Raw genomic sequence first — 18474 nt, forward strand, 5'->3', positions numbered from 1 at the left:
GCAGCGAAGCGGAGCCCCGCAGTCGCGAACGGAAGGAAAGCATGGCAATGGGCGTGCCGTTGCGGGTGTTGTCGTACAACGTCCACACCCAGCGGGACGACACCGCCGCGCTGGCGGAGGTGGTCCGGGCCGCCCGGCCGGACGTGGTGATCGTGCAGGAGGGGCCGCGCCGGTTCCGTTGGCGGGCCAGGTGCGCCGCGCTGGCCGGCTCGTTCGGCATGGTGGTCGGGGTGGGCGGGCTGCCCGCGCTGGGCAACCTGCTCCTGACCAACCTGCGGGTCCGGGTCCTGGACACCCACTGTCAGCGGTTCCCGCTCACGCCCGGCCGGCACCTGCGCGGCGCGGCGTTCGCCGAGTGCGTGGTCGGCGGGGCCCGGTTCGTGGTGGCGGGCTCGCACCTGTCCACCGATCCGGCCGAGCGTCCCGCCCAGGCGCGGCTGTTCCGCGCGGAGATCGACGCGGCCCGCTGGCCGGTGGTCGCCGGGGCGGACCTGAACGAGGGGCCGGACGGGCCGGCGTGGGCCACGGTCGCGGACGGGCTCACCGACGCCGCCGTCGCCGCCGACCGGGCGGACCGGCTCACCTACTCGTGCGCGCAGCCGCGTCGCCGGATCGACGCGATCTTCGTCGATCCCCGGATCACCGTGGTCGACTACGACGTGGTGGACACCGCGCAGACCCGGCGGGCCAGCGACCACTTCCCGGTCCTGGTCGACCTGCTGCTGCCGGCGACGGACTGACCGCCCCGCCGGGTCGGACTGGACAACACCCTCCGAAGTGGAGAGGATGCGGCGGCGACCCGGCACGCGTGCGCGTACCCAAGGAGAGATGCCCGGTGTCCACTCCCACCGACCACGGCGGCCCCGACGACGCCCCGACCGTGCCCGTCCCACGGTCCGGCCCGGCGCCCGGCGGTGACGGCGGGCCCGGCGCCGACGGCGCCGCGGTGGCCGACCGCGGGGAGACCGTCTGCGTGATCGGCGCCGGGGCCAGCGGCCTGACCGCGGTGAAGAACCTGCGCGAGCACGGCTTCGGCGTGGACTGCTACGAGCGGGAGACCGGCGTCGGCGGCGCGTGGAACTGGCGGCACGACCGCAGCCCGGTGTACGCGAGCACGCACCTGATCTCGTCGCTGCCGTTCACCCAGTTCCCCGACTTCCCGATGCCGGACTCCTGGCCGGACTACCCGCACCACAGTCAGCTCCTGAGCTACTTCGAACGGTACGCCGACCACTTCGACCTGCGGCAGCACATCTGGTTCGGCACGGAGGTGGTGCGGGTCGAGCCGGTCGCCGGGGACCGGTGGGACGTGACCACCCGCAGCACCGGCGGGTACGGCCCCGAACGCACCTCCCGGTACGCGGCCGTGGTCGTCGCCAACGGGCACAACTGGTCGCCGAAGCTGCCCGACTACGACGGGCTGGACGGGTTCCGGGGCGAGACCGTCCACGCCAGCGCCTACCAGGACCCGGCGCAGGTGCGCGGCAAGCGGGTGCTGGTGGTGGGCGCCGGCAACACCGGCTGCGACATCGCGGTGGAGGCCGCCCAGCAGGCGTCGGCGTGCTGGCACTCCACCCGGCGCGGCTACTGGTACGCCCCGAAGTACGTCCTCGGTCGTCCCGCCGACCAGGTCAACGACCTGCTGCTGTGGCTGCGGGTGCCGCGCCGCGTCCGGCAGTGGCTCTACCACCGGACGATGCGGCTCACCGTGGGCGACCTGACCCGGTTCGGGCTGCCGAGACCGGACCACCGGGTGTACGAGACGCATCCGATCGCCAACAGCCAGCTCGTCTACTACGTCGGCCACGGCCGGATCACCCCGGTGCCCGACGTGCGGCGCTTCCATGCGTACTCGGTGGAGCTGACCGACGGCCGCGAGATCGAGCCGGACCTGGTCGTCTTCGCCACCGGCTACCTGCCGAGGTTCGAGTTCCTGGACCCGCGGATCCTCGGCGACGACACCGGCGCGGGCCGGCCCACGCTGCACCTGAACGCGTTCCCCAAGGGCCATCCGACGCTCGCCGTGGTCGGCCTGCTGCAACCGGACTCGGGTCTGTTCCCGCTGGCGCACTGGCAGTCGGTGCTGGTGGCCCGGTTGTTGACGGCGCGCCGGCACCGGCCGGAGCGGGCCGCCGCGTTCGCCGCGAAGGTCGCCTCGGCCGCCGGGCAGCGCTACTCCGGGCGGGTCAAGGACAGCAGCCGGCACTGGTTCGAGGTGGGGCACGTGGAGTACCTGCGCGCGGTGCAGCGCGCCCTCGACGAGCTGGAGGCGGTCTCATGACGGAGCGGCTGCGCGTCGTGCGGGGCCGGGAGTGGGCCCGACCGGTCCGCCCGGCCCGCCGGGAGGTGCTCAGCGCGCTGCCGGAGCTGGAGCAGGGGCGTCCGCCGCTGCTGTTCGTGCCCGGCTTCGGGCACGGCGCGTGGGCGTTCGCCGAGCACTGGCTGGAGCACGCCGCCGGCCGGGGCTTCCCCGCGTACGCGGTGAGTGTGCGTGGGCACGGCGGCAGCGAGCCGGCGCCGGGGGCGTCGCTGCGCGGGTACGTGCACGACGTGACCCAGGTGGCCGCGGAGCTGCCCCGGCAGGCGGTGCTGGTGGGGCACGGCGCCGGGGCCCTGGTGGTGGCGCACGCCCTGGCCCGCTATCCGGCCCGGGCCGCGGTGCTGGCCGCGCCGGTGTTCGGCGGCTGGGGCACGCTCGGCGCGGCGTTGCGCCGCAACCCGGCGGGCACGGTCCCGGCGTTCTGGGGTGGCCGGCTGCGGTTGAGCCGGCGGCAGTTGTTCAGCCCGGAGCTGCCCGACGCCGCCGCGCGGGCGTACCTGGCGCGGTTGGGCCGGGCCGGTCGGCGGGCCCAGTGGCGGCTGCTCTTCCCCGGCGCCCCGGAGCCGGCGGTCGGCCGGCCGCCGGTGCTGGTGATCGGCAGCCCGGACGACCGGGTGGTGCCGGCGGCGGCGTTGACCCGCGCCGCCCGGCGGTACGCCTCGGCGCCGCTGCTGTTCCCCGGCATGGGGCACGACCTGATGCTCGACGCGCGCTGGCGGGAGCCGATCGACGCGCTGCTGGACTGGCTGGTCAAGGAGCCGGCCCCGGCCGCCCTGACGCTCTGACCGGCGCCGGCCGCCAAGTCGCTCCGGCCCGCGCGCCGGCTGTGGTGCCGCTCCGGCCCGCACGCCGGGCCGCGACCGGTCGGGGGCGTGGCCCCGGGCCGGGTCGGCCGCCGGACGGTGTCGCCCGCCGACGGCCGACCCGTCCGGTCAGTGGCCGGTCGGGTCGCCCGACCGCGGGCTGTCGTCCAGGGCGTCGAGGTAGGAGCGGACCCAGGACCGGATGTCGTGGCGACGCAGGTGCTCCCGCATCGCCCGCATCCGGGCCGTGGTGTCCGCCGGGTCGGCCCGCAACGCGGTGAGCAGCATCTGCTTGAGCCCCTCCAGGTCGTGCGGGTTGACCAGGTACGCCTGGGACAGCTCGGTGGCGGCGCCGGCGAACTCGCTGAGCAGCAGCGCCCCGGTGTCGTCCACCCGGGCGGCCACGTACTCCTTGGCGACCAGGTTCATCCCGTCGCGCAGCGGGGTCACCGCCATCACGTCGGCCATCCGGTAGAGGGCGGCCAGCTCCGCACGGTCGAACGGTTGGGTGAGGTAGTGGATCGCCGGCTCGCCGACCCGGCCGAACTCGCCGTTGATCCGCCCGACCTCGCGTTCGACCCGGTCCCGCAGGATCTGGTACTGGCCCACCCGTTCCCGGCTGGGCACGGCCACCTGCACCAGCACCGTGTCGCGGACCTTGACGTGCCCGTCGGCGATCAGCTCGCTGTACGCCTTGAGCCGGTGCTCGATGCCCTTGGTGTAGTCCATCCGGTCGACGCTGAGGATCACGTGCTCCGGGTCGCCGAGGTCCTGGCGCAGCCGGGCGGCCCGGGCCGCCACGTCCGGGTGGGCGGCGAGCGCGGCCATCTCGGCGGTGTCGATGGAGACCGGGAAGGCGCCCACCCGGACCGTCCGGCCGTCCACCTCGATCCGCCGGTCGGTGGCGGGCACCCCGAACAGCTTCGCCACCAGTTGGGCGAAGTTGTGCGCCGCCTGGGGCCGCTGGAAGCCGATCAGGTCCGCGCCGAGCATGCCGCGCAGCAGCTCGGCCCGGCGGGGGAGCTGCATGAACAGCTCCGGCGGGGGGAACGGGACGTGCAGGAAGAAGCCGATCCGCAGGTCGGGGCGGAGCTCCCGGAGCAGCGCCGGGACCAGTTGCAGGTGGTAGTCCTGCACCCAGACCACGCCACCGCGTTCGGTCCGTTCCGCGGCGGCTTCGGCGAACCGCCGGTTGACCCGCTGGTACGCCTCCCACCAGCGTCTGTGGTGTTCCGGTTGCTCGACCGCGTCGTGGTACAGCGGCCAGAGGGTCGCGTTCGCGAAACCCTCGTAGTGGTCCCGGAAGTCCTCCGGGGTCAGCGGGACGGTGTGCAGTCGCACCCCGTCCACGTCGGGCAGGGCGGGGGCGGGGCCGGTGCCGCCGGCCCAGCCGATCCAGGTCGCCGGGGTGTGTTGCAGGAGGGGGTGCAGGGCGCTGACCAGCCCGCCTGGGCTGCGGCGCCACTCGCACGCGCCGTCCGGTGCCACGCTGTCGTCGACGGGGAGGCGGTTGGCCACCACCACCAGGGTGCTCTGACGCATCTCGGTCATTCCGATCTGCCGAGGGATGACCACCCGTGCGGGGAGGAACCGGGCAGTCAGCGAGGGAAGTGACGTTACAGCCGTATTCCTACTGACAGTAAGTTACACCACTGTTACTTCCGTCGCTGAGGGTGGTCGACGTCTCGCTATCCGGACCGGACGGGCGGGGCGGGGCGGCTCAGACGACCGCGCCGTCGTCCGGGTCGTGGTCCTCCGGGTCGCCGGGGCGCAGCCGCCAGACCAACGTGACGAAACCGGCCAGGATGCCGGTGAAACCGAAGAGGGTCACCACGGCGCGGTCCACCGGCAGCAGCCACGGGAAGAGGAAGAGCACGAACCCGACCACGATGGCCAGTACGCCGGCCACGGCGTACTTGGAGATCGGCGGCAGCGGCGGCGGCGGGGGCGGGGTGTAGCCCTCCTCGGGGTCGCCGGGGAGGTTCGCGCCGAACGTGTCCAGCCCGTCCAGCAGCGACGGCTCGTCCTGTCGTCGCCCGACCGAGATGCCGGAGACATCGGTGGCCGAGGCCAGCGGGCGGATGCCGGTGGCGGTGGGGCCGGTGCCCTCGTCGGCCCGACCGAACGGGCCGCCGGTCGGCTCCGGCGCGTCGTCGACCTCCTCCGCCGCGGGCCACGGGGTCGGACCGGCCCCCGGCGTCCGGTGGTAGCCGGCCACGATCCGGGCCCACTCCGCCTCGACGTCCGGCTCGCCGGGCCGGGTCTGCCCGCTGATGCCCTCGTCGGAGAGCTGGGTGAGGTAGTCCCGGGCGGTGGTCAGGTGCGAACGGTCGACGTAGAGGCGGTCGACCGGCCGGGGCGGCACGGTGGTCGTCCGGGTGACCGGGTTCAGGTCGGCGGAGGGCTGAAGGTAGGCTGCGATCCCGCCGGCGGCCAGCACGTCGAGCAGGTGCTCACCGACGCGTGGGTCGACGTCGCCCGCGACGGCGTACTCGCTCGCGTCGAGCCCGTTGTCCCGCCGTCCTCGGCGCGCCCCACCCGCTGACACCGGCGTCCTCCTCATCGCGCCTGGCGGCGCAGGTCCTCCGGCGCCCTGCCCGCACGCCGTGTCCTGAATCGTGACACGTCCGCCCCCGGTTCCGGGAGTGCGTTGTGGCGCGTTGCCCAAACTCGACCACGCTACCGCAGGTCGTGGGCTGGGACGTTTGTCTGTTCTTGCGGAACGTGCCAGCACCCGGCGGAGCAGGAAGGGACCGGCCGACCCGGACGTGCCAGCGCCCGGCGGAGCGGGAAGGGACCGGCCGACCCGGCGACGGCCGGCTCAGGAGGCCAGCGTGGGGGAGGACCGTACCGACGGCTCGGGCGCGCCGAGCCGGAGCAGCCCGGGAGCCCGGTTGCGCAGGGCGAACACCCGCACCTCGGCCAGCGCCGTCGCCGCGCGGGCCGACTCCCCGGCCCGCTCCAGCTCCCGCCCCGCCAGCGCCAGCGCCAGCACCCGGTCCGTCACCGCCGGAATCCGCCCGTACCGCTCGGCCGCCGCGCCGTACAGGGCGCCCGCCCGGCCGTGGTCCCCGTCGGCCGCCGCCAACGCCGCCACCACCGTGTGCCGCGCGGCGTCCGTCCACGGGGTGCGGTGCGGCGCCCGGTCCAGGATCCCGTGCACCCGCAGCGCCGCGTCCCGTCCGGCCAGCGCCGCCGCGTACGCCGCCGCGGCGATCCACTCCCCGCTGACCAGCGCCGGCACCGCCGACCACGACCCGTCCAGCTCGGCCAGCAACTCGCCGGCCTCACCGAGACGGCCCTGCAACGCCCGGCACAGCGCGCTGATCCCCAGCGTGGTCCAGTGCAGCCGGCGGAAGCCGCTGCTGCGGGCGGTGTCCAGGGCGTCGCCGATGTCGTCGGCCGGGCGGGCCGGCTCCCCACGCCCGCCCACCGCCGCCAGCACCGGACCGGCCCCGGCCGGCCGGGCCGCCCGTTCGCCCGGCACCGGCTCGTCCCGCAGGATCCGCAGGCAGGCGCGCAGGCCCCGGACCTGCATGTCCCACCGGCCGGTCGGGGTCTCCACGAACGCCTCGGCGGCGGTCAGCAACGCGGCGAACTCACCCTCGAAGTACGCCCGCATCGCCTCCCCGGAGTAGCCGGTGGTCAACCCCGGCGAACCGGACCGCTCGGCCGCCTCGGTCAGCAGCTCGTTCGACCGGACCCAGTCACCCTCCTCGCAGACCACGTACGCGAGGTTCTGCATCGCCCGCGGCAGGGCGAGCAACTGCTGCCCGCGGGCCGTCTCGTACGCCGCGTGCAGCTCGTCCACCCCGGCCCGGTCACCGGCCTGGTAGCGGGCGGTGGCCACGGTGATCTGCGCGTTCACCCGGGCCTCGACCAGCCCCAGCCGCTCGGCGATCCCGGCGGCGACGCCGGCCGCCTCGACCGCCTCGGCGCTCTCGTTGTTGAGCATGTGCAGCCGGCCCAGCTCGGCGTACGCGTCGGCCTTCTGCTCGCTGTCCGGCAGCGCCCCGAACAACTGCACCGCGCGGGCCAGCCGCTCCAGGGCGACGTCCCGGTCGGCGCGCATCGAGGCGGCCCGACCCAGCAGCGTCCAGGCCCGCGCGGCGCAGGCGTCGTCGCCGTGGCCGAGCAGCTCCCCGGCCAGCCGGGTCAGCGTCGCCGTGCCCCCGGCGTCCAGGAACGCGGCGCCGTCCCGGAAGAACGAGATCTCCGCGGCGAGCAGCTCCAGTTGGAGCCGGTCGGCCGGCTCGGCGTCGTCGGCCAGCCGCAACGCCCGGGCCGCGTGGTGGGCCGCCGCGTCCAGGGCGTGCAGCGCGTACGCCCGCCGGGCCGCCCGGTGCAACGCCGCCCGGGCCGCCGGAGCGTACCGGCGGGTGTCCAGGTTGAGGGTGCGGGCGATCTCGTGGGCCGACCAGCGGTGGTTGGCGAGCACCTCGGCCAGGTCGGTGTCCCGGCTGCGGGAGAGCCCGTCGATCCAGTCGGCGGTCCGCTCGTGCCGGGCCACCCGCTCGGTGCGCGGCAACCGTTGGTAGCAGACGTCCCGCACCAGGATGTGCCGGAACTGGAACTCGGCCTGCCCGGCCATGGTCGAGCCGGCCTGCTCGACGACGAAGTCCCGCTGACCGAGCCGGCGCAGCGCCAGCTCGACCGCCTCGACCGGCTGGCCGAGCGCGGCGGCCACCGCCCCCGGCCAGAACTGCGCCCCCACCACGCTGGCGGCGAGCAGGACGGCCCGGTCGGCCGGGTCCAGCAGGTCCACCCGGTTGGCGATCACCGCGTGGACGTTGTCCGGGATCGGCAACGCGCCCTGCTTGCGGAGCTGCCAGCCCCGCCCCGACTGCCGCAGGAAGCCCTGCTCGATCAGCATCCGGACGTACTCGTGGGCGTAGAGCGGGTTGCCGTCGGCGACCTCGACCAGCGGGTTGAGCAGGTCCGGGGAGAACGCCGCCTGGCCGAACAGGTGCGCGTACAGCGAGGTCACCCCGCTGGGACGCAGCGGGGGCAGCGTCACCGTCAGCGACCCGGCGATCGTCCCGGCCCAGGTGGGGTCGCGGCTGACCAGCTCCGGCCGGGCGGTGCAGAGCACCAGCAGCGGCACGTCCCGGGCGGACGCGCCGAGCAGCTCGATCAGCCGCAGCATCTTCTCGTCCGCCCAGTGCAGGTCCTCGAAGACCAGCACGGTCGGCCGGCGCGCCGCCAACGCGAGCAGGAACCGCCGCCAGGCCGACTGGGTCTCCTCCGCCGGCAGCGTCGGCCCGGGCAGGCCGACCAGCGGACGCAGGGCGTCGACCAGCCGGTCCGCCTGACCGGGTCCGACCAGGTCGGCCACCGCGGCCCGCAGCCGCGGCGCGGCGGCGGCGGCCGGGTCGGTGTCCAGGATGCCCGCCTCGGCCTTGACGATGTCGGCCAGCGCGGCGAAGGTGACGTCCTCACCGAACGGCGGGCACCGGCCGGTACGCCAGGTCAGCCCGGTGTCCGCGCCGGCCCGCGCGTGCCGGTACAGCTCCCGTACCAGGCGACTCTTGCCGATGCCGGCCCGCCCGAAGAGCGTCACCAGTTGCGGGGTGCGCTCCCGGGTGACCCGGTGCAGAGCGTTGACCAGCAACCCCAGCTCGTGTTCCCGGTCGATCAACGGGGTCGCGTCGGGCTCCCGGTCGGGCCGGCGCTGCCGGTTCGTGCCGACCGCCAGCCACACCTCGCTGGGCGCGGACCGCCCCTTCAGGGTGACCGTGGGCTGCTGCTCGTACCGGATCGCGCCCCGGGTGAGCGCGTACGTGGCGCCGCACACCAGCACGCCGCCGGGCGGGGCCACCGACTGCATCCGGGACGCGGTGTTGACCACGTCGCCGGCGACGATGGCCTGCCCGCCGTGGTGCGCCGCGGCCACGTCGACAAGCGCCTCACCGGTGGCCACCCCGACCCGGAACCGCAGGTCGTCCGCGCCGGCCGGAGCGAACCGGGTGAGCACCCGTTGCAGCTCCAACCCGGCCCGCACGCAGCGCAGCGCGTCGGTCTCGGTGGCCACGGGCGCGCCGAACAGCGCCATCACCGCGTCGCCGATGTACTTCTCCACCACGCCGCCGTACTGGCCGATCACCCGGCGGGCGGCGGAGAAGAAACCGGTCTGCAGGCCGCGCACCAGCTCCGGGTCGGCCCGTTCCACGTACGGGGTGAAGTCGATCAGGTCGACGAAGAGCACGCTGACCCGGCGGCGGTCCTCCTGCGCGGCCGGGGCGGGCGGGCCGCCGGCGCCGCGGGCCCGGCCGCAGCCGGTGCAGAAGGCCGCGTCCGTGGGCAGCGGCCGGTCGCAGTGGGCGCAGGTGTGGGCCAGCTCCGTGCCGCAGCCCCCGCAGAAACGGTCCGTGGACGCCGCGGCTCGGCCGCACTGGACACAGTGGAGGGCGATGCCAACCTCCCGGAGACGATCCGAGTCGACCGGGCCGGTCGGAGCGTCGGCACGGCGGTGACCCAACGTGGTCGGGGACGACCTGACGGGCGTCCCGGCCAGTATCCAGGCAACCGGCTGCTGTCGGGTACCCGCCTGTTGGCTTACGGACAGGGTCTTTGTCGCCAGTTACGGCTACATTCAGTCAGCCTAGATTCGATCACACAACGGGAGAATTCCATGGTGTACGTCCGGCTGAACGCGGAGTGGACCGATCAGGACGGCGTCGTCCACGACGCGGGGGACACGGTGGACGTCGACAACGCCACCCTCGCCGAGTTGCAGGCGGCGGGGATCGTCACCGACGGCTCGAAGAACGACACGGGCGCCGGCACCACCGAGTGGGTCGGCCCCACCAGCACCAAGCCCTGACACGTCAGGAGAGCCCTGCCTGACGACAGTGACCCCGCCGGCGTGCCGGGCGACTCGGCGACGACCGGGCCGCCGGCGGGGGCCGTCAGCGCCCGGCCGTGCCCGCCCGGCGGCGGACGCCGACCCGGCGTACCGGGGCGTCAGCCGCTGACCGCGGGACCGTCAGCGGTCGGCCATGCCCGCCCGGCGGCGCAGCGCCGACACGTCGGTGACCACGATCCGCCGGCCCTCGGTGCGCAGCCAGCCCCGACTGGCGAACGAGCCGATCGCCTGGTTGACGCTCTGCCGGGAACCACCGGCCATCTCCGCCAACTGCGACTGGTTCAGCTCGATGGTGATCATGGGGGCCTGACTCTCGCCGGCCAACCGGACCAGCGTCTTGGCCACCCGCCCCGGCAGGTCGAGGAAGACATGGTCGGCGTTCTGCTCGGTCAACCGGCGGATCAGACCGCCCAGCGACCGCATCACCGCGTCCAGGATGCGCGGGTTGGAATGCACCAGCTCCATGAAGGCGGGGCGGGACAGCGCCAGGGCGCTGCAGTCCTCGATCGCCTCGGCCGAGGCGGACCGGGTGGAGGCGTCCAGCAGCGAGACCTCGCCGAGCACGTCCGGCGGGCGGATCACCGACAGCACGGCCCGCTCGCCGGTGGGCGCGGTGCGGAAGACGGCGACCGCGCCCCGCCGGAGCACGATCAGCGACTCGCCCGGGTCGTTCTCCACGAAGAGCAACTGCCCCTTGCGGTACGTGCGCGGGACCGCCGCCGCGATGACCCGCTGGCGGACCTCCGGCTCGAGGCCGGCGAACATCTCCACTCCCGTGAGCGCGTCACCCGGCTCCGGCAGCCGCATTTCCACGGGCGCAACCCCTCCCCGGTCAAGGACCACATCTCGCAGCCGGGTGAACCTGACAGCCCCCGGTCTGCGAGGTGAACTGACACCGGTTCGGCGTCCGGTAGCGGTACACATCAGATCATGACGTCCCGGTCGCGTGCTGTACACCCCTCACGACACTTCCGTGACAATCCTGAGCTGCGGCGGATGCCGTTCCGGGTGCCGAATTCGCCCGCCGTTGTCACTCTCCGTGCTCGATCAGACGTCCGGTGCGACCGTTCCTGACGGACCTGGTGTCCGTCGCTCCGGACGGTCGTCGGACCGGGTGTCCGTCGGCCCCCGCCGGACCGGCGTCGGTCGGACCCGCCGGCCGGCGGGTCCGGGCGATAGGCGAGGATGGTCGCCGATGGTCTACCGCTATTTCTACGACTGTGAGTTCATCGAGGACGGCCGCACCATCGACCTCGTGTCGATCGGCGTCGTCGACGAGCACGGCCGGGAGTTCTACGCCGTCTCCACCGAGTTCGACGACTCCCGGGCGGTGCCCTGGGTGCGCCGCAACGTGCTCGACAAGCTGCCGTCGCCCGCCGACCGGGCCTGGCGTTCCCGGGGCCGGATCCGCGACGACCTGCTCGACTTCCTGGTCGAGCCGGTACGCGACCGACCGGACGAGCCGATCGAGCTGTGGGCCTGGTACGCCGCCTACGACCACGTGGTGCTGGCCCAGCTCTGGGGCTCGATGACCGCGCTGCCCCGGGAGATCCCCCGGTTCACCAAGGAGCTGCGCCAGCTCTGGGACGACCGGGGCCGCCCGGCGCTGCCCACCGCCGACTCGGCCCGGCACGACGCGCTCGTCGACGCCCGGCACAACCTGGCCCGCTGGCGGGCCATGACCGGCGGCTGACGGCCACCCCCGTCCCCGTCCCCGTCCCCGTCCGACGCCCGCTTCCGCCGCCGCCGCGCGTCGCGCCCGGCGGCGCGGGCGTCACGTCCCACCCGCCCGGTCCTTCCGACGTCGACGCCCGGGGTCTCCGGGCTGCCCCGGGCCGCGCGCCCGTTAGGAGAGCACTCCGCTCTCCGCTCGGCGTGCCGGCGTCCCCGGCGCGGTCCGCAGCCGCTCCGGCGATTCCTCCGGGGTCGAGGTTTGACCGGTTGCCGCCTGGGCACGGTTGCGGCGCGAACCGCAGGCGGGAATCCGGGGCGGCCCGGGGCGCGGTCGCGGCGCCGGACCGGGGCGGCCCGATCGCCCGGCCCGGCGTGCCACGAGGAGAGAGGGTTACCGCCATGAGCCGTGAGCCGACCACGGAGGCCGACGCCCGGCGCCGGGTCACCGAACTGGTACGTGAGGCGCGGATCTGCATGTTGACCACGATCGGCGTCGACGGCCGGCAGGTCAGTCGCCCGATGGCCCTGCAGGAGGCCGAGTTCGACGGCGACCTGTGGTTCTTCACCCACGCCGAATCGGCGAAGGTCCGCCAGATCCGGGTGAACCCGGAGGTCAACGTCGCCTTCAGCGACCAGCGCCGGCACGCCTGGGTCTCGGTCTCCGGCTCGGCCCGGGAGAGCGTCGACCGGGGGCGGGCCGAGCGACTCTGGCATCCGCTGCTGCGGACCTGGTTCCCGGACGGCCCGGACACCCCGGGGCTGACCCTGCTGCGGGTGCACGCCAGCTCGGCCCAGTACTGGGACTCGCCGGGCGGCGCCGTGGTCCACCTCGTCGGGCTGGCCCGGGCGGCGGTGACCGGACGGCCGCCGGAGCCCGGCGACAACCGGTCGGTCAGTTACGAACGGTCGTCCGATGCGTGAACGCCACCGGGGCACGCTGTCGGGGCGTGGGCCGGGGCGACTACAGTGCGCTCTGACGGCCCGCCCCGGGCCGGCAACGGCGCCGACGGTCTGATCCGACCCATATCCTGGGGCTTTGTTGGGCTTCCCGAGGCTCCAGGAGGATGAGCAGATCATGCGTATCGGCGTGCTCACCGGCGGTGGCGACTGCCCCGGTCTCAACGCGGTGATCCGGGCGGTGGTCCGCAAGGGCGTCGCCAGCTACGGCCACGAGTTCGTGGGCTTCCGAGACGGTTGGAAGGGCCCGCTGGAGGGCCTGTCCAGGCCGCTGGGCATTGCCGAGGTGCGGGGCATCCTGCCGCGCGGCGGCACCATTCTCGGCTCGTCCCGCACCAACCCGTTCAAGATCGAGAACGGGGTGGAGAGGATCAAGCAGAACCTCGCCGACCAGGGCGTGGACGCCCTGATCGCGATCGGCGGCGAGGACACCCTCGGCGTCGCCACCAAGCTGCACGAGCTGGACGTCAAGGTCATCGGCGTGCCGAAGACCATCGACAACGACCTGGGCGCCACCGACTACACCTTCGGCTTCGACACCGCCGTCAACATCGCCATGGAGGCGATCGACCGGCTGCACACCACCGCGGAGAGCCACCACCGCACCCTGGTCGTCGAGGTCATGGGCCGGCACGCCGGCTGGATCGCCCTGCACGCCGGCCTGGCCGGCGGCGCGAACGTGATCCTGCTGCCGGAGCGGCAGTTCGACGTCGAGCAGGTGGCCGGCTACGTCGAGAAGCGCTTCCAGCACCAGTACGCCCCGATCGTCGTCGTCGCCGAGGGCGCGCAGCCGCTCGACGGCCAGATGGTGCTGCACAACCAGGAGCTGGACGCGTTCGGCCACGTCCGCCTCGGCGGCATCGGCCAGTGGCTGGCCGAGCAGCTCGAGGCGAAGACCGGCAAGGAGGCCCGCACGGTCGTGCTCGGGCACATCCAGCGCGGCGGCACCCCGACCGCGTTCGACCGGGTGCTCGCCACCCGGCTCGGCCTCCAGGCGATCGACGCCGCCCACGAGGGCGACTGGGGCAAGATGGTCGCCATGCAGAGCACGGACATCGTCCGGGTCCCGCTGGCCGAGGCCACCCGCGAGCTGAAGACCGTGCCCCTGGAGCGCTACACCGAAGCCGAGGTCTTCTTCGGCAGCTAACCCCCACCCGGCCCCCCGCCCGCGTCGATCTGGGGATGGTTGTCGTCAGATGATCTCCGATCACGACGATGCTCCCTGGATCGACGCGGGGTGGGCGTGGCGGGTGGGGAAGGGCGGGGTGAGGGAAGAAGGGGTTGGGATGGGGGATGTGGTGCACACCGTCGCGGTGATCGGGGCCGGCAAGATCGGTGAGCTGATGCTCTCCGGGCTGCTGCGGTCGGGTTGGCCGGCACAGCGGCTGCTCGCCACCGCGCGTCGTCAGGCGCGCGCCGAGGAGATCGCCACCCGGTACGGAGTCCGCGTCGTCGACAACGCCACCGCCGTGCAGGAGGCGGAGGTCCTCGCGATCGCCGTCAAGCCGCAGGACGCCGGGGCGCTGCTGGACGAGGTCGGCCCGAAGGTGCCCGCCGGCAAGCTGGTCATCTCGCTCTGCGCCGGCCTGCCCACCAGCTTCTTCAGCCGGCGGCTGCCGCCCGGCACCCCGGTGGTGCGGGTGATGACGAACACTCCGGCCCTGGTCGACCAGGCGATGACGGCGATCTCGGCCGGCGCGCACGCCACCGGGGAGCATCTCGCCCTGGCCGAGGAGATGTTCACCCCGCTGGGCGCGACGCTCCGGGTGCCCGAGTCACAGCAGGACGCGGTCACCGCGCTCTCCGGCTCCGGTCCGGCGTACTTCTACCTGCTGGTCGAGGCCATGATCGACGCGGGGATCCTGCTCGGTCTGCCCCGCCAGGTGGCCCACGAGCTGATCGTGCAGACCGCCATCGGGTCGGCGGTGATGCTGCGGGACTCCGGCGAGCACCCGGTCAAGCTCCGCGAGGCGGTCACGTCGCCCGCCGGTACGACCATCTCCGCCGTACGCGAGTTGGAGAAGCACGGGGTACGGGCCGCGCTGCTCGCCGCGCTCGAAGCGGCCCGCGACCGGGCCCGGGAGCTGGCGGCGCAGTCCACTTGACACGTTCCCGTCCACGATGGATCGGGTCGGCTCGGTTACGGTCCTGAGACATCTATTGACTTAAGTTCCGCGATCGGCAATAAAGACCTGAGCGGATTCTTGCGAAGTCAAACTTCCACTCCCGGAGTATCGCGTCGTGGCCGGGTACCACGTCGGGGCGCTCACCCGGGCGGGAGGGAGTCTGCAGGCGCCGGGAGAGGCGACGGCGCCGAGACCAGCCACCCACTTGTGGAAAGGGACGACTGTGCCTATCTCCCGTGTCGCCGATCCGGTGCTCAGCCTCTTCCGGATCGTCGTCGGACTGTTGTTCACGCTACGCGGCGTCGCCTCGGTCTTCGGTGTCCTGGGCGGACACCGGGGCAGTGGCCACGCCGTCGAGTTCGCCGTCTGGCCCACCTGGTGGGCCGCCATGATCCAGCTCGTCGGCGGCCTGCTGGTCCTGGTCGGCCTCTGGAGCCGGGTCGCCGCCATCGTCTGCTCCGGCTCGATGGCGTACGCCTACTTCGTCGTGCACCAGCCGGAGGCGCTGCTGCCGGCGCAGAACGGCGGCGAGTTGTCGGCGCTGTTCTGCTGGGCGTTCTTCCTGGTCGCGATCCTCGGACCGGGTAGCTGGGCGCTGGACACCCTGCTGCGTCAGCGGCGGCAGGGCGTCCCGGCGACCGAGCTGGCCCCGGTGGCCTGACCGGCTCCGGTCGGGGTGGCCCTGGCCGGGGTCACCCCGACCGTCCGCCCCGCCCGCCCGGCTCGCCCCGCCCGCCCGGCTGGGACCGCCCGCCCCGTCCGCCCGGCTGGGACTGGTCGGATGGCTGACGGCTCCGGCGTCGGGCGCCGGTCGACCGGCCGCCCTGCGGGCCGGTCGCGGCTGGTCGCGTACCGGCTGCTGCTGGTGTGGCCGGCGTTCCACCGCCTTCGCTCCGCAGGCGCCGCAGAACCAGCTCCGTTGCCAGCGGTTGCGCTCCCGCTGGTAGCGGGCGACGCCCTGCTGCACCCGCTCCAGGTCGGCGTTCTGCTCGGCCCGGAACGCCCGGAAGCGCCATCCGGCGATCGCCACCAACGCGACAACCGCCACCAGGGCCAGGATGCTGACGTATCCGCCGGTCTCCCCGAGCAGCCCCCCGCACAGCGCCAGCGCCGTGAGGCCCGCGAGCGTCTTCAGGTACGTCCGGACGGGAAACGAGAGGTCCTGTCGACGCGGCCGGCGCGGCGGCGCCACCCGGCGGGCGAGGCCGTTGAGGACCATGGTGCCCCGTTCGACCCGCCGGGTGTTCTCGTCCCACACGATGCTGGTCTGTCGCATCGGCGCCGCGTTGCAGCGGGGACACCGTTTGCCGTTCCGGCCGTCGGCGATGTTGTTGACCACCATGATCGACTCGGCGTTGTACTGGAGGTCGACCTGCTGGCCGCTCTGGTCGAAGACCAGGTCGTGGCCGTACGGATCGCTCACTGGAAGCCCTGCGCCACGGCGACGATGCCGGTCACGATGGTGGCGACCGGCCCGGCCAACTCCGCTGCCCGGCGCAGCAACGTGACCGCCCCGGCCCGGTCACCGCGCGCCGACGCCGTGCGGGCCTCCTCCAGGCAGTGGACCACCGGCGTCAACTCGGCGGCGTCACGCCCGCGGCCGACCTGCGCGATCAGCTCGTCGATCTGCTTCACCAGGCGCAGGTCGTCCCCGTTGACGTGCACCGTCTCGCCGTTGATCTGGTACTGGACCGTCTGGTGCTGCTGATGGAACGTCGCCACAACGTCTCCAGAAGGTGATTCGTCCAATAAGGACGGTACTTCTTCGAGGAGAGGAAGGGTATCAACATTCCGCCGCTGCTCCCGCCCTCGACGAGCGCTTGAGCGCACGCCGTCCGGTCGGAATTCCGCCAACGGGCGGAGGTGCGCCGCCGGCTACCCGCGATCCGCCGTCTCCAGTGGCCACTCCAGCCCCACTGTCCGGGCCTGACCCGTACGGTCGAAGTACGCCTGCAGGTCGCGGCCCTGTTCGGCGTGCCAGCGGACCTGCGCCCGGTGCAGCTCGGCCACCGGCATCCGGGCGATCCGGGGGTGGCGGGCGGCGATGGACCGGGCCAGGTCGGCGGCGGCGCGCGCGTCGTTGGCCGCCTCGTGGGCGGTGACCAGGTCCACCTCGTAGTACGGGCAGAGGTCGCCGAGCTGCCGACCGCCGGACCAGTAGCGTTCCACCTCCCGGCGCAGGACGGACGGGTCGACGACGATCGCCTGGTCCCAGGGGACCGGCGGCAGACCGTGCCGGGCGAGCTCGCTGTGCAGCGCGGTCACGTCGTAGGGGGCGCAGAACGCGACGAGCGGAGCCCCGTCGGCGATCACCTTCGCCACGGCCGTGCCGATCTCGGCGAGCGCCTCCCGGGCCGGTCGACCGTCGGCCCGGACCATCTCGTCGGTGATGCCGTGCCGGGCGGTGGCGTCCGGCGGGATCGGCACGCCCGGGTCGATCAGCCAGGTGTCCTGGCGGCCGTCGGCGTAGGTGAGGGCCGCCGACACGATCCGCGTCCGCATCGGCTGGGGCAGGGTGCCCTCCAGGTCGAAACCGACGAGCGGCAGCTCGTGCCAGCCGCCGTGGCCGCCCCGCGGCGGCGCGATCCGCGCCGGCACACACCCGTCGTGGTACGTGGTCCAGCGGCCACCGACCCTGATCGCCTGACCGGTGCCGGCCTCGACCCGACTCTGGCACGCGCCACACCGGCCGGGGAACTTGTTGATCACCTTGAGCATCCTTTGAGTGAGGACTGCGGAACGTGGCCAGAATGGACCGTGTCCCTTGTGCCTGATCATGATGACCGGGAGCGAAGCGCCCAGCCGACAACCCACCGGTTGTGAAATAGTCCTCAATGGACTGACTGCGGAGACGATCGGCGCAGATCAGGTCGCCTTCAGCGTCGTGGCCGTGAAAGTGGGCGCGTTCTCCCAGCCGGGGCGCAGGTCCGCCGTGTCCCGGTAGCCCCAGCGGGCGTAGGCGCCGCCACAGTGGGGGGCAGGTGGGGGTGCGCTCGATCAGGTCGAGCGTGGTGGGCCGTGCCGCCACTCGACCCGGGTGATGTCGACCGCGCGCAGCGCGATCACCACGGCCACCCGGGCCGCGCCCAGCCCGGCCGGTGAGCTGGTGTCGACGTGGACGGTGTTCTCACGTCCCGGTGGGTCGACCCGGATGGTGGTGCCGTGCTGGTTCGGGTGGTCCGGCTCGTCCACCTGGAGGGTGTCGGCCAGTTGCTGCACCAGCGTGTGGAAGCGGCCCCGGGCGACCAGATCGGTGCAGAGCACGGTCGTGGTGTGCCGGTCGTCCGCTGCCACGATCGTCCACACCCGCGCCTGGCGCCAGTCCGACCGGGCGTTCGCCGACCGCAGCATCGCCAGGCTGAACAGGCCGAACACGGCCACGTTGCCGACCGCGAGAAGCGCCGTGCCGGCCGGGCTCAACCACCGCCAGGGCCGGGTCACCAGAAGGCCGACCAGGGTGACCAGGGTCAGTGAGAGGAAGAGCCGGCCGGCGATCCGCCGGTTCCGGTTCGGGGGGTTCTCGTCGGCCACCCGGTCAGTATCGGCCCGCCGGTCGCCCGGTGACGCCCTGGGAAGTGGACGGTCGCGGATCGCGCCCCATCCGTCCGGGGTCCGCTATTCAGCGACCTTCCGTATCGCTGAAAGCTGCTCACGGTCATGTTTCCTGTTCGGGGCTGCCCGCAAGCTCTCCCGGGTGGCCCGGGACCGGGTCGACGGGCAGGGCCTCGT

The 18474-nt window shown here is 73.7% G+C and carries 16 protein-coding genes; 9 read left to right on the forward strand and 7 right to left on the reverse strand.

The annotated features are described in order from the left end of the window. Window positions 1-41 precede the first annotated feature (41 nt). From O7606_RS00730 to O7606_RS00740, 3 genes are all read left to right on the forward strand, one after another. Window positions 42-740, forward strand: a complete 699-nt coding sequence (locus O7606_RS00730) for an endonuclease/exonuclease/phosphatase family protein (RefSeq protein ID WP_281597034.1) — start codon at window positions 42-44, stop codon at window positions 738-740. A 95-nt stretch (window positions 741-835) separates the two neighbouring features. Continuing rightward, window positions 836-2281 (forward strand): NAD(P)-binding domain-containing protein, encoded by a 1446-nt coding sequence (locus tag O7606_RS00735; RefSeq protein WP_281597035.1) that lies wholly within the window; start codon window positions 836-838, stop codon window positions 2279-2281. Next, the gene (locus O7606_RS00740; RefSeq protein ID WP_281597036.1) at window positions 2278-3105 is read left to right on the forward strand and encodes an alpha/beta hydrolase; all 828 of its coding nucleotides are present in this window, start codon (window positions 2278-2280) and stop codon (window positions 3103-3105) included. The genes O7606_RS00735 and O7606_RS00740 overlap by 4 nt, the downstream gene beginning before the upstream one ends. 147 nt (window positions 3106-3252) lie before the next feature. On the opposite strand, the gene O7606_RS00745 is transcribed toward O7606_RS00740, so the two are convergent. The 3 genes from O7606_RS00745 to O7606_RS00755 form a co-directional block, all read right to left on the reverse strand. Beyond that, complete coding sequence (locus tag O7606_RS00745; RefSeq protein WP_281599424.1) at window positions 3253-4665, reverse strand: trehalose-6-phosphate synthase; 1413 nt, start codon at window positions 4663-4665, stop codon at window positions 3253-3255. 178 nt (window positions 4666-4843) lie between these two features. Next, complete coding sequence (locus O7606_RS00750) at window positions 4844-5671, reverse strand: DUF308 domain-containing protein (RefSeq protein ID WP_281597037.1); 828 nt, start codon at window positions 5669-5671, stop codon at window positions 4844-4846. Between the two features lie 273 nt (window positions 5672-5944). After that, window positions 5945-9601: an adenylate/guanylate cyclase domain-containing protein gene (locus tag O7606_RS00755; protein WP_281597038.1), complete on the reverse strand. Its 3657-nt coding sequence runs from the start codon at window positions 9599-9601 to the stop codon at window positions 5945-5947. 153 nt (window positions 9602-9754) lie between these two features. Here O7606_RS00755 and O7606_RS00760 point away from each other — a divergent pair, with 153 nt between their 5' ends. Next, window positions 9755-9946: a hypothetical protein gene (locus tag O7606_RS00760; protein WP_281597039.1), complete on the forward strand. Its 192-nt coding sequence runs from the start codon at window positions 9755-9757 to the stop codon at window positions 9944-9946. Window positions 9947-10108: 162 nt separating this feature from the next. Here O7606_RS00760 and O7606_RS00765 read toward each other — a convergent pair whose 3' ends face one another. Then, window positions 10109-10801: a Crp/Fnr family transcriptional regulator gene (locus O7606_RS00765; RefSeq protein WP_281597040.1), complete on the reverse strand. Its 693-nt coding sequence runs from the start codon at window positions 10799-10801 to the stop codon at window positions 10109-10111. Window positions 10802-11183: 382 nt separating this feature from the next. Here O7606_RS00765 and O7606_RS00770 point away from each other — a divergent pair, with 382 nt between their 5' ends. The 5 genes from O7606_RS00770 (at window position 11184) to O7606_RS00790 (ending at window position 15406) form a co-directional block, all read left to right on the forward strand. Then, a complete protein-coding gene (locus O7606_RS00770) occupies window positions 11184-11681 on the forward strand; it encodes a polyadenylate-specific 3'-exoribonuclease AS (RefSeq protein WP_281597041.1) in 498 nt (165 codons plus the stop codon). Between the two features lie 380 nt (window positions 11682-12061). After that, window positions 12062-12583 carry a pyridoxamine 5'-phosphate oxidase family protein gene (locus O7606_RS00775; RefSeq protein WP_281597042.1) on the forward strand — a complete coding sequence of 174 codons (522 nt, stop codon included), beginning with the start codon at window positions 12062-12064 and terminating at the stop codon, window positions 12581-12583. 154 nt (window positions 12584-12737) lie between these two features. Continuing rightward, window positions 12738-13766, forward strand: a complete 1029-nt coding sequence (locus O7606_RS00780; RefSeq protein ID WP_281597043.1) for a 6-phosphofructokinase — start codon at window positions 12738-12740, stop codon at window positions 13764-13766. A gap of 139 nt (window positions 13767-13905) precedes the next feature. Beyond that, window positions 13906-14724, forward strand: coding sequence for a pyrroline-5-carboxylate reductase (gene proC, locus O7606_RS00785; RefSeq protein ID WP_281597044.1), 819 nt, complete (start codon window positions 13906-13908; stop codon window positions 14722-14724). A 244-nt stretch (window positions 14725-14968) separates the two neighbouring features. Next, window positions 14969-15406 carry a DoxX family protein gene (locus O7606_RS00790; RefSeq protein WP_281597045.1) on the forward strand — a complete coding sequence of 146 codons (438 nt, stop codon included), beginning with the start codon at window positions 14969-14971 and terminating at the stop codon, window positions 15404-15406. Window positions 15407-16164: 758 nt separating this feature from the next. On the opposite strand, the gene O7606_RS00795 is transcribed toward O7606_RS00790, so the two are convergent. The 3 genes from O7606_RS00795 to O7606_RS00805 form a co-directional block, all read right to left on the reverse strand. Further along, the gene (locus O7606_RS00795) at window positions 16165-16467 is read right to left on the reverse strand and encodes a hypothetical protein (RefSeq protein WP_281597046.1); all 303 of its coding nucleotides are present in this window, start codon (window positions 16465-16467) and stop codon (window positions 16165-16167) included. 153 nt (window positions 16468-16620) lie between these two features. Next, window positions 16621-17454, reverse strand: a complete 834-nt coding sequence (locus tag O7606_RS00800; RefSeq protein WP_281597047.1) for an exonuclease domain-containing protein — start codon at window positions 17452-17454, stop codon at window positions 16621-16623. 288 nt (window positions 17455-17742) lie between these two features. Then, window positions 17743-18276 (reverse strand): hypothetical protein, encoded by a 534-nt coding sequence (locus O7606_RS00805; protein ID WP_281597048.1) that lies wholly within the window; start codon window positions 18274-18276, stop codon window positions 17743-17745. Window positions 18277-18474: the final 198 nt, after the last annotated feature.

The sequence above is a fragment of the Micromonospora sp. WMMD882 genome, from assembly GCF_027497255.1.
In the GTDB taxonomy this organism is placed as follows: Bacteria; Actinomycetota; Actinomycetes; order Mycobacteriales; family Micromonosporaceae; genus Micromonospora.

Coding starts and splice junctions, on each gene's coding strand:
- O7606_RS00730 (WP_281597034.1), top strand. CDS start 42: ATGGCAATGGGCGTGCCGTTGCGGGTGTTGTCGTACAACGTCCACACC.
- O7606_RS00740 (WP_281597036.1), top strand. CDS start 2,278: ATGACGGAGCGGCTGCGCGTCGTGCGGGGCCGGGAGTGGGCCCGACCG.
- O7606_RS00745 (WP_281599424.1), bottom strand. CDS start 4,665: ATGCGTCAGAGCACCCTGGTGGTGGTGGCCAACCGCCTCCCCGTCGAC.
- O7606_RS00760 (WP_281597039.1), top strand. CDS start 9,755: ATGGTGTACGTCCGGCTGAACGCGGAGTGGACCGATCAGGACGGCGTC.
- O7606_RS00770 (WP_281597041.1), top strand. CDS start 11,184: ATGGTCTACCGCTATTTCTACGACTGTGAGTTCATCGAGGACGGCCGC.
- O7606_RS00775 (WP_281597042.1), top strand. CDS start 12,062: ATGAGCCGTGAGCCGACCACGGAGGCCGACGCCCGGCGCCGGGTCACC.
- O7606_RS00780 (WP_281597043.1), top strand. CDS start 12,738: ATGCGTATCGGCGTGCTCACCGGCGGTGGCGACTGCCCCGGTCTCAAC.
- proC (WP_281597044.1), top strand. CDS start 13,906: ATGGGGGATGTGGTGCACACCGTCGCGGTGATCGGGGCCGGCAAGATC.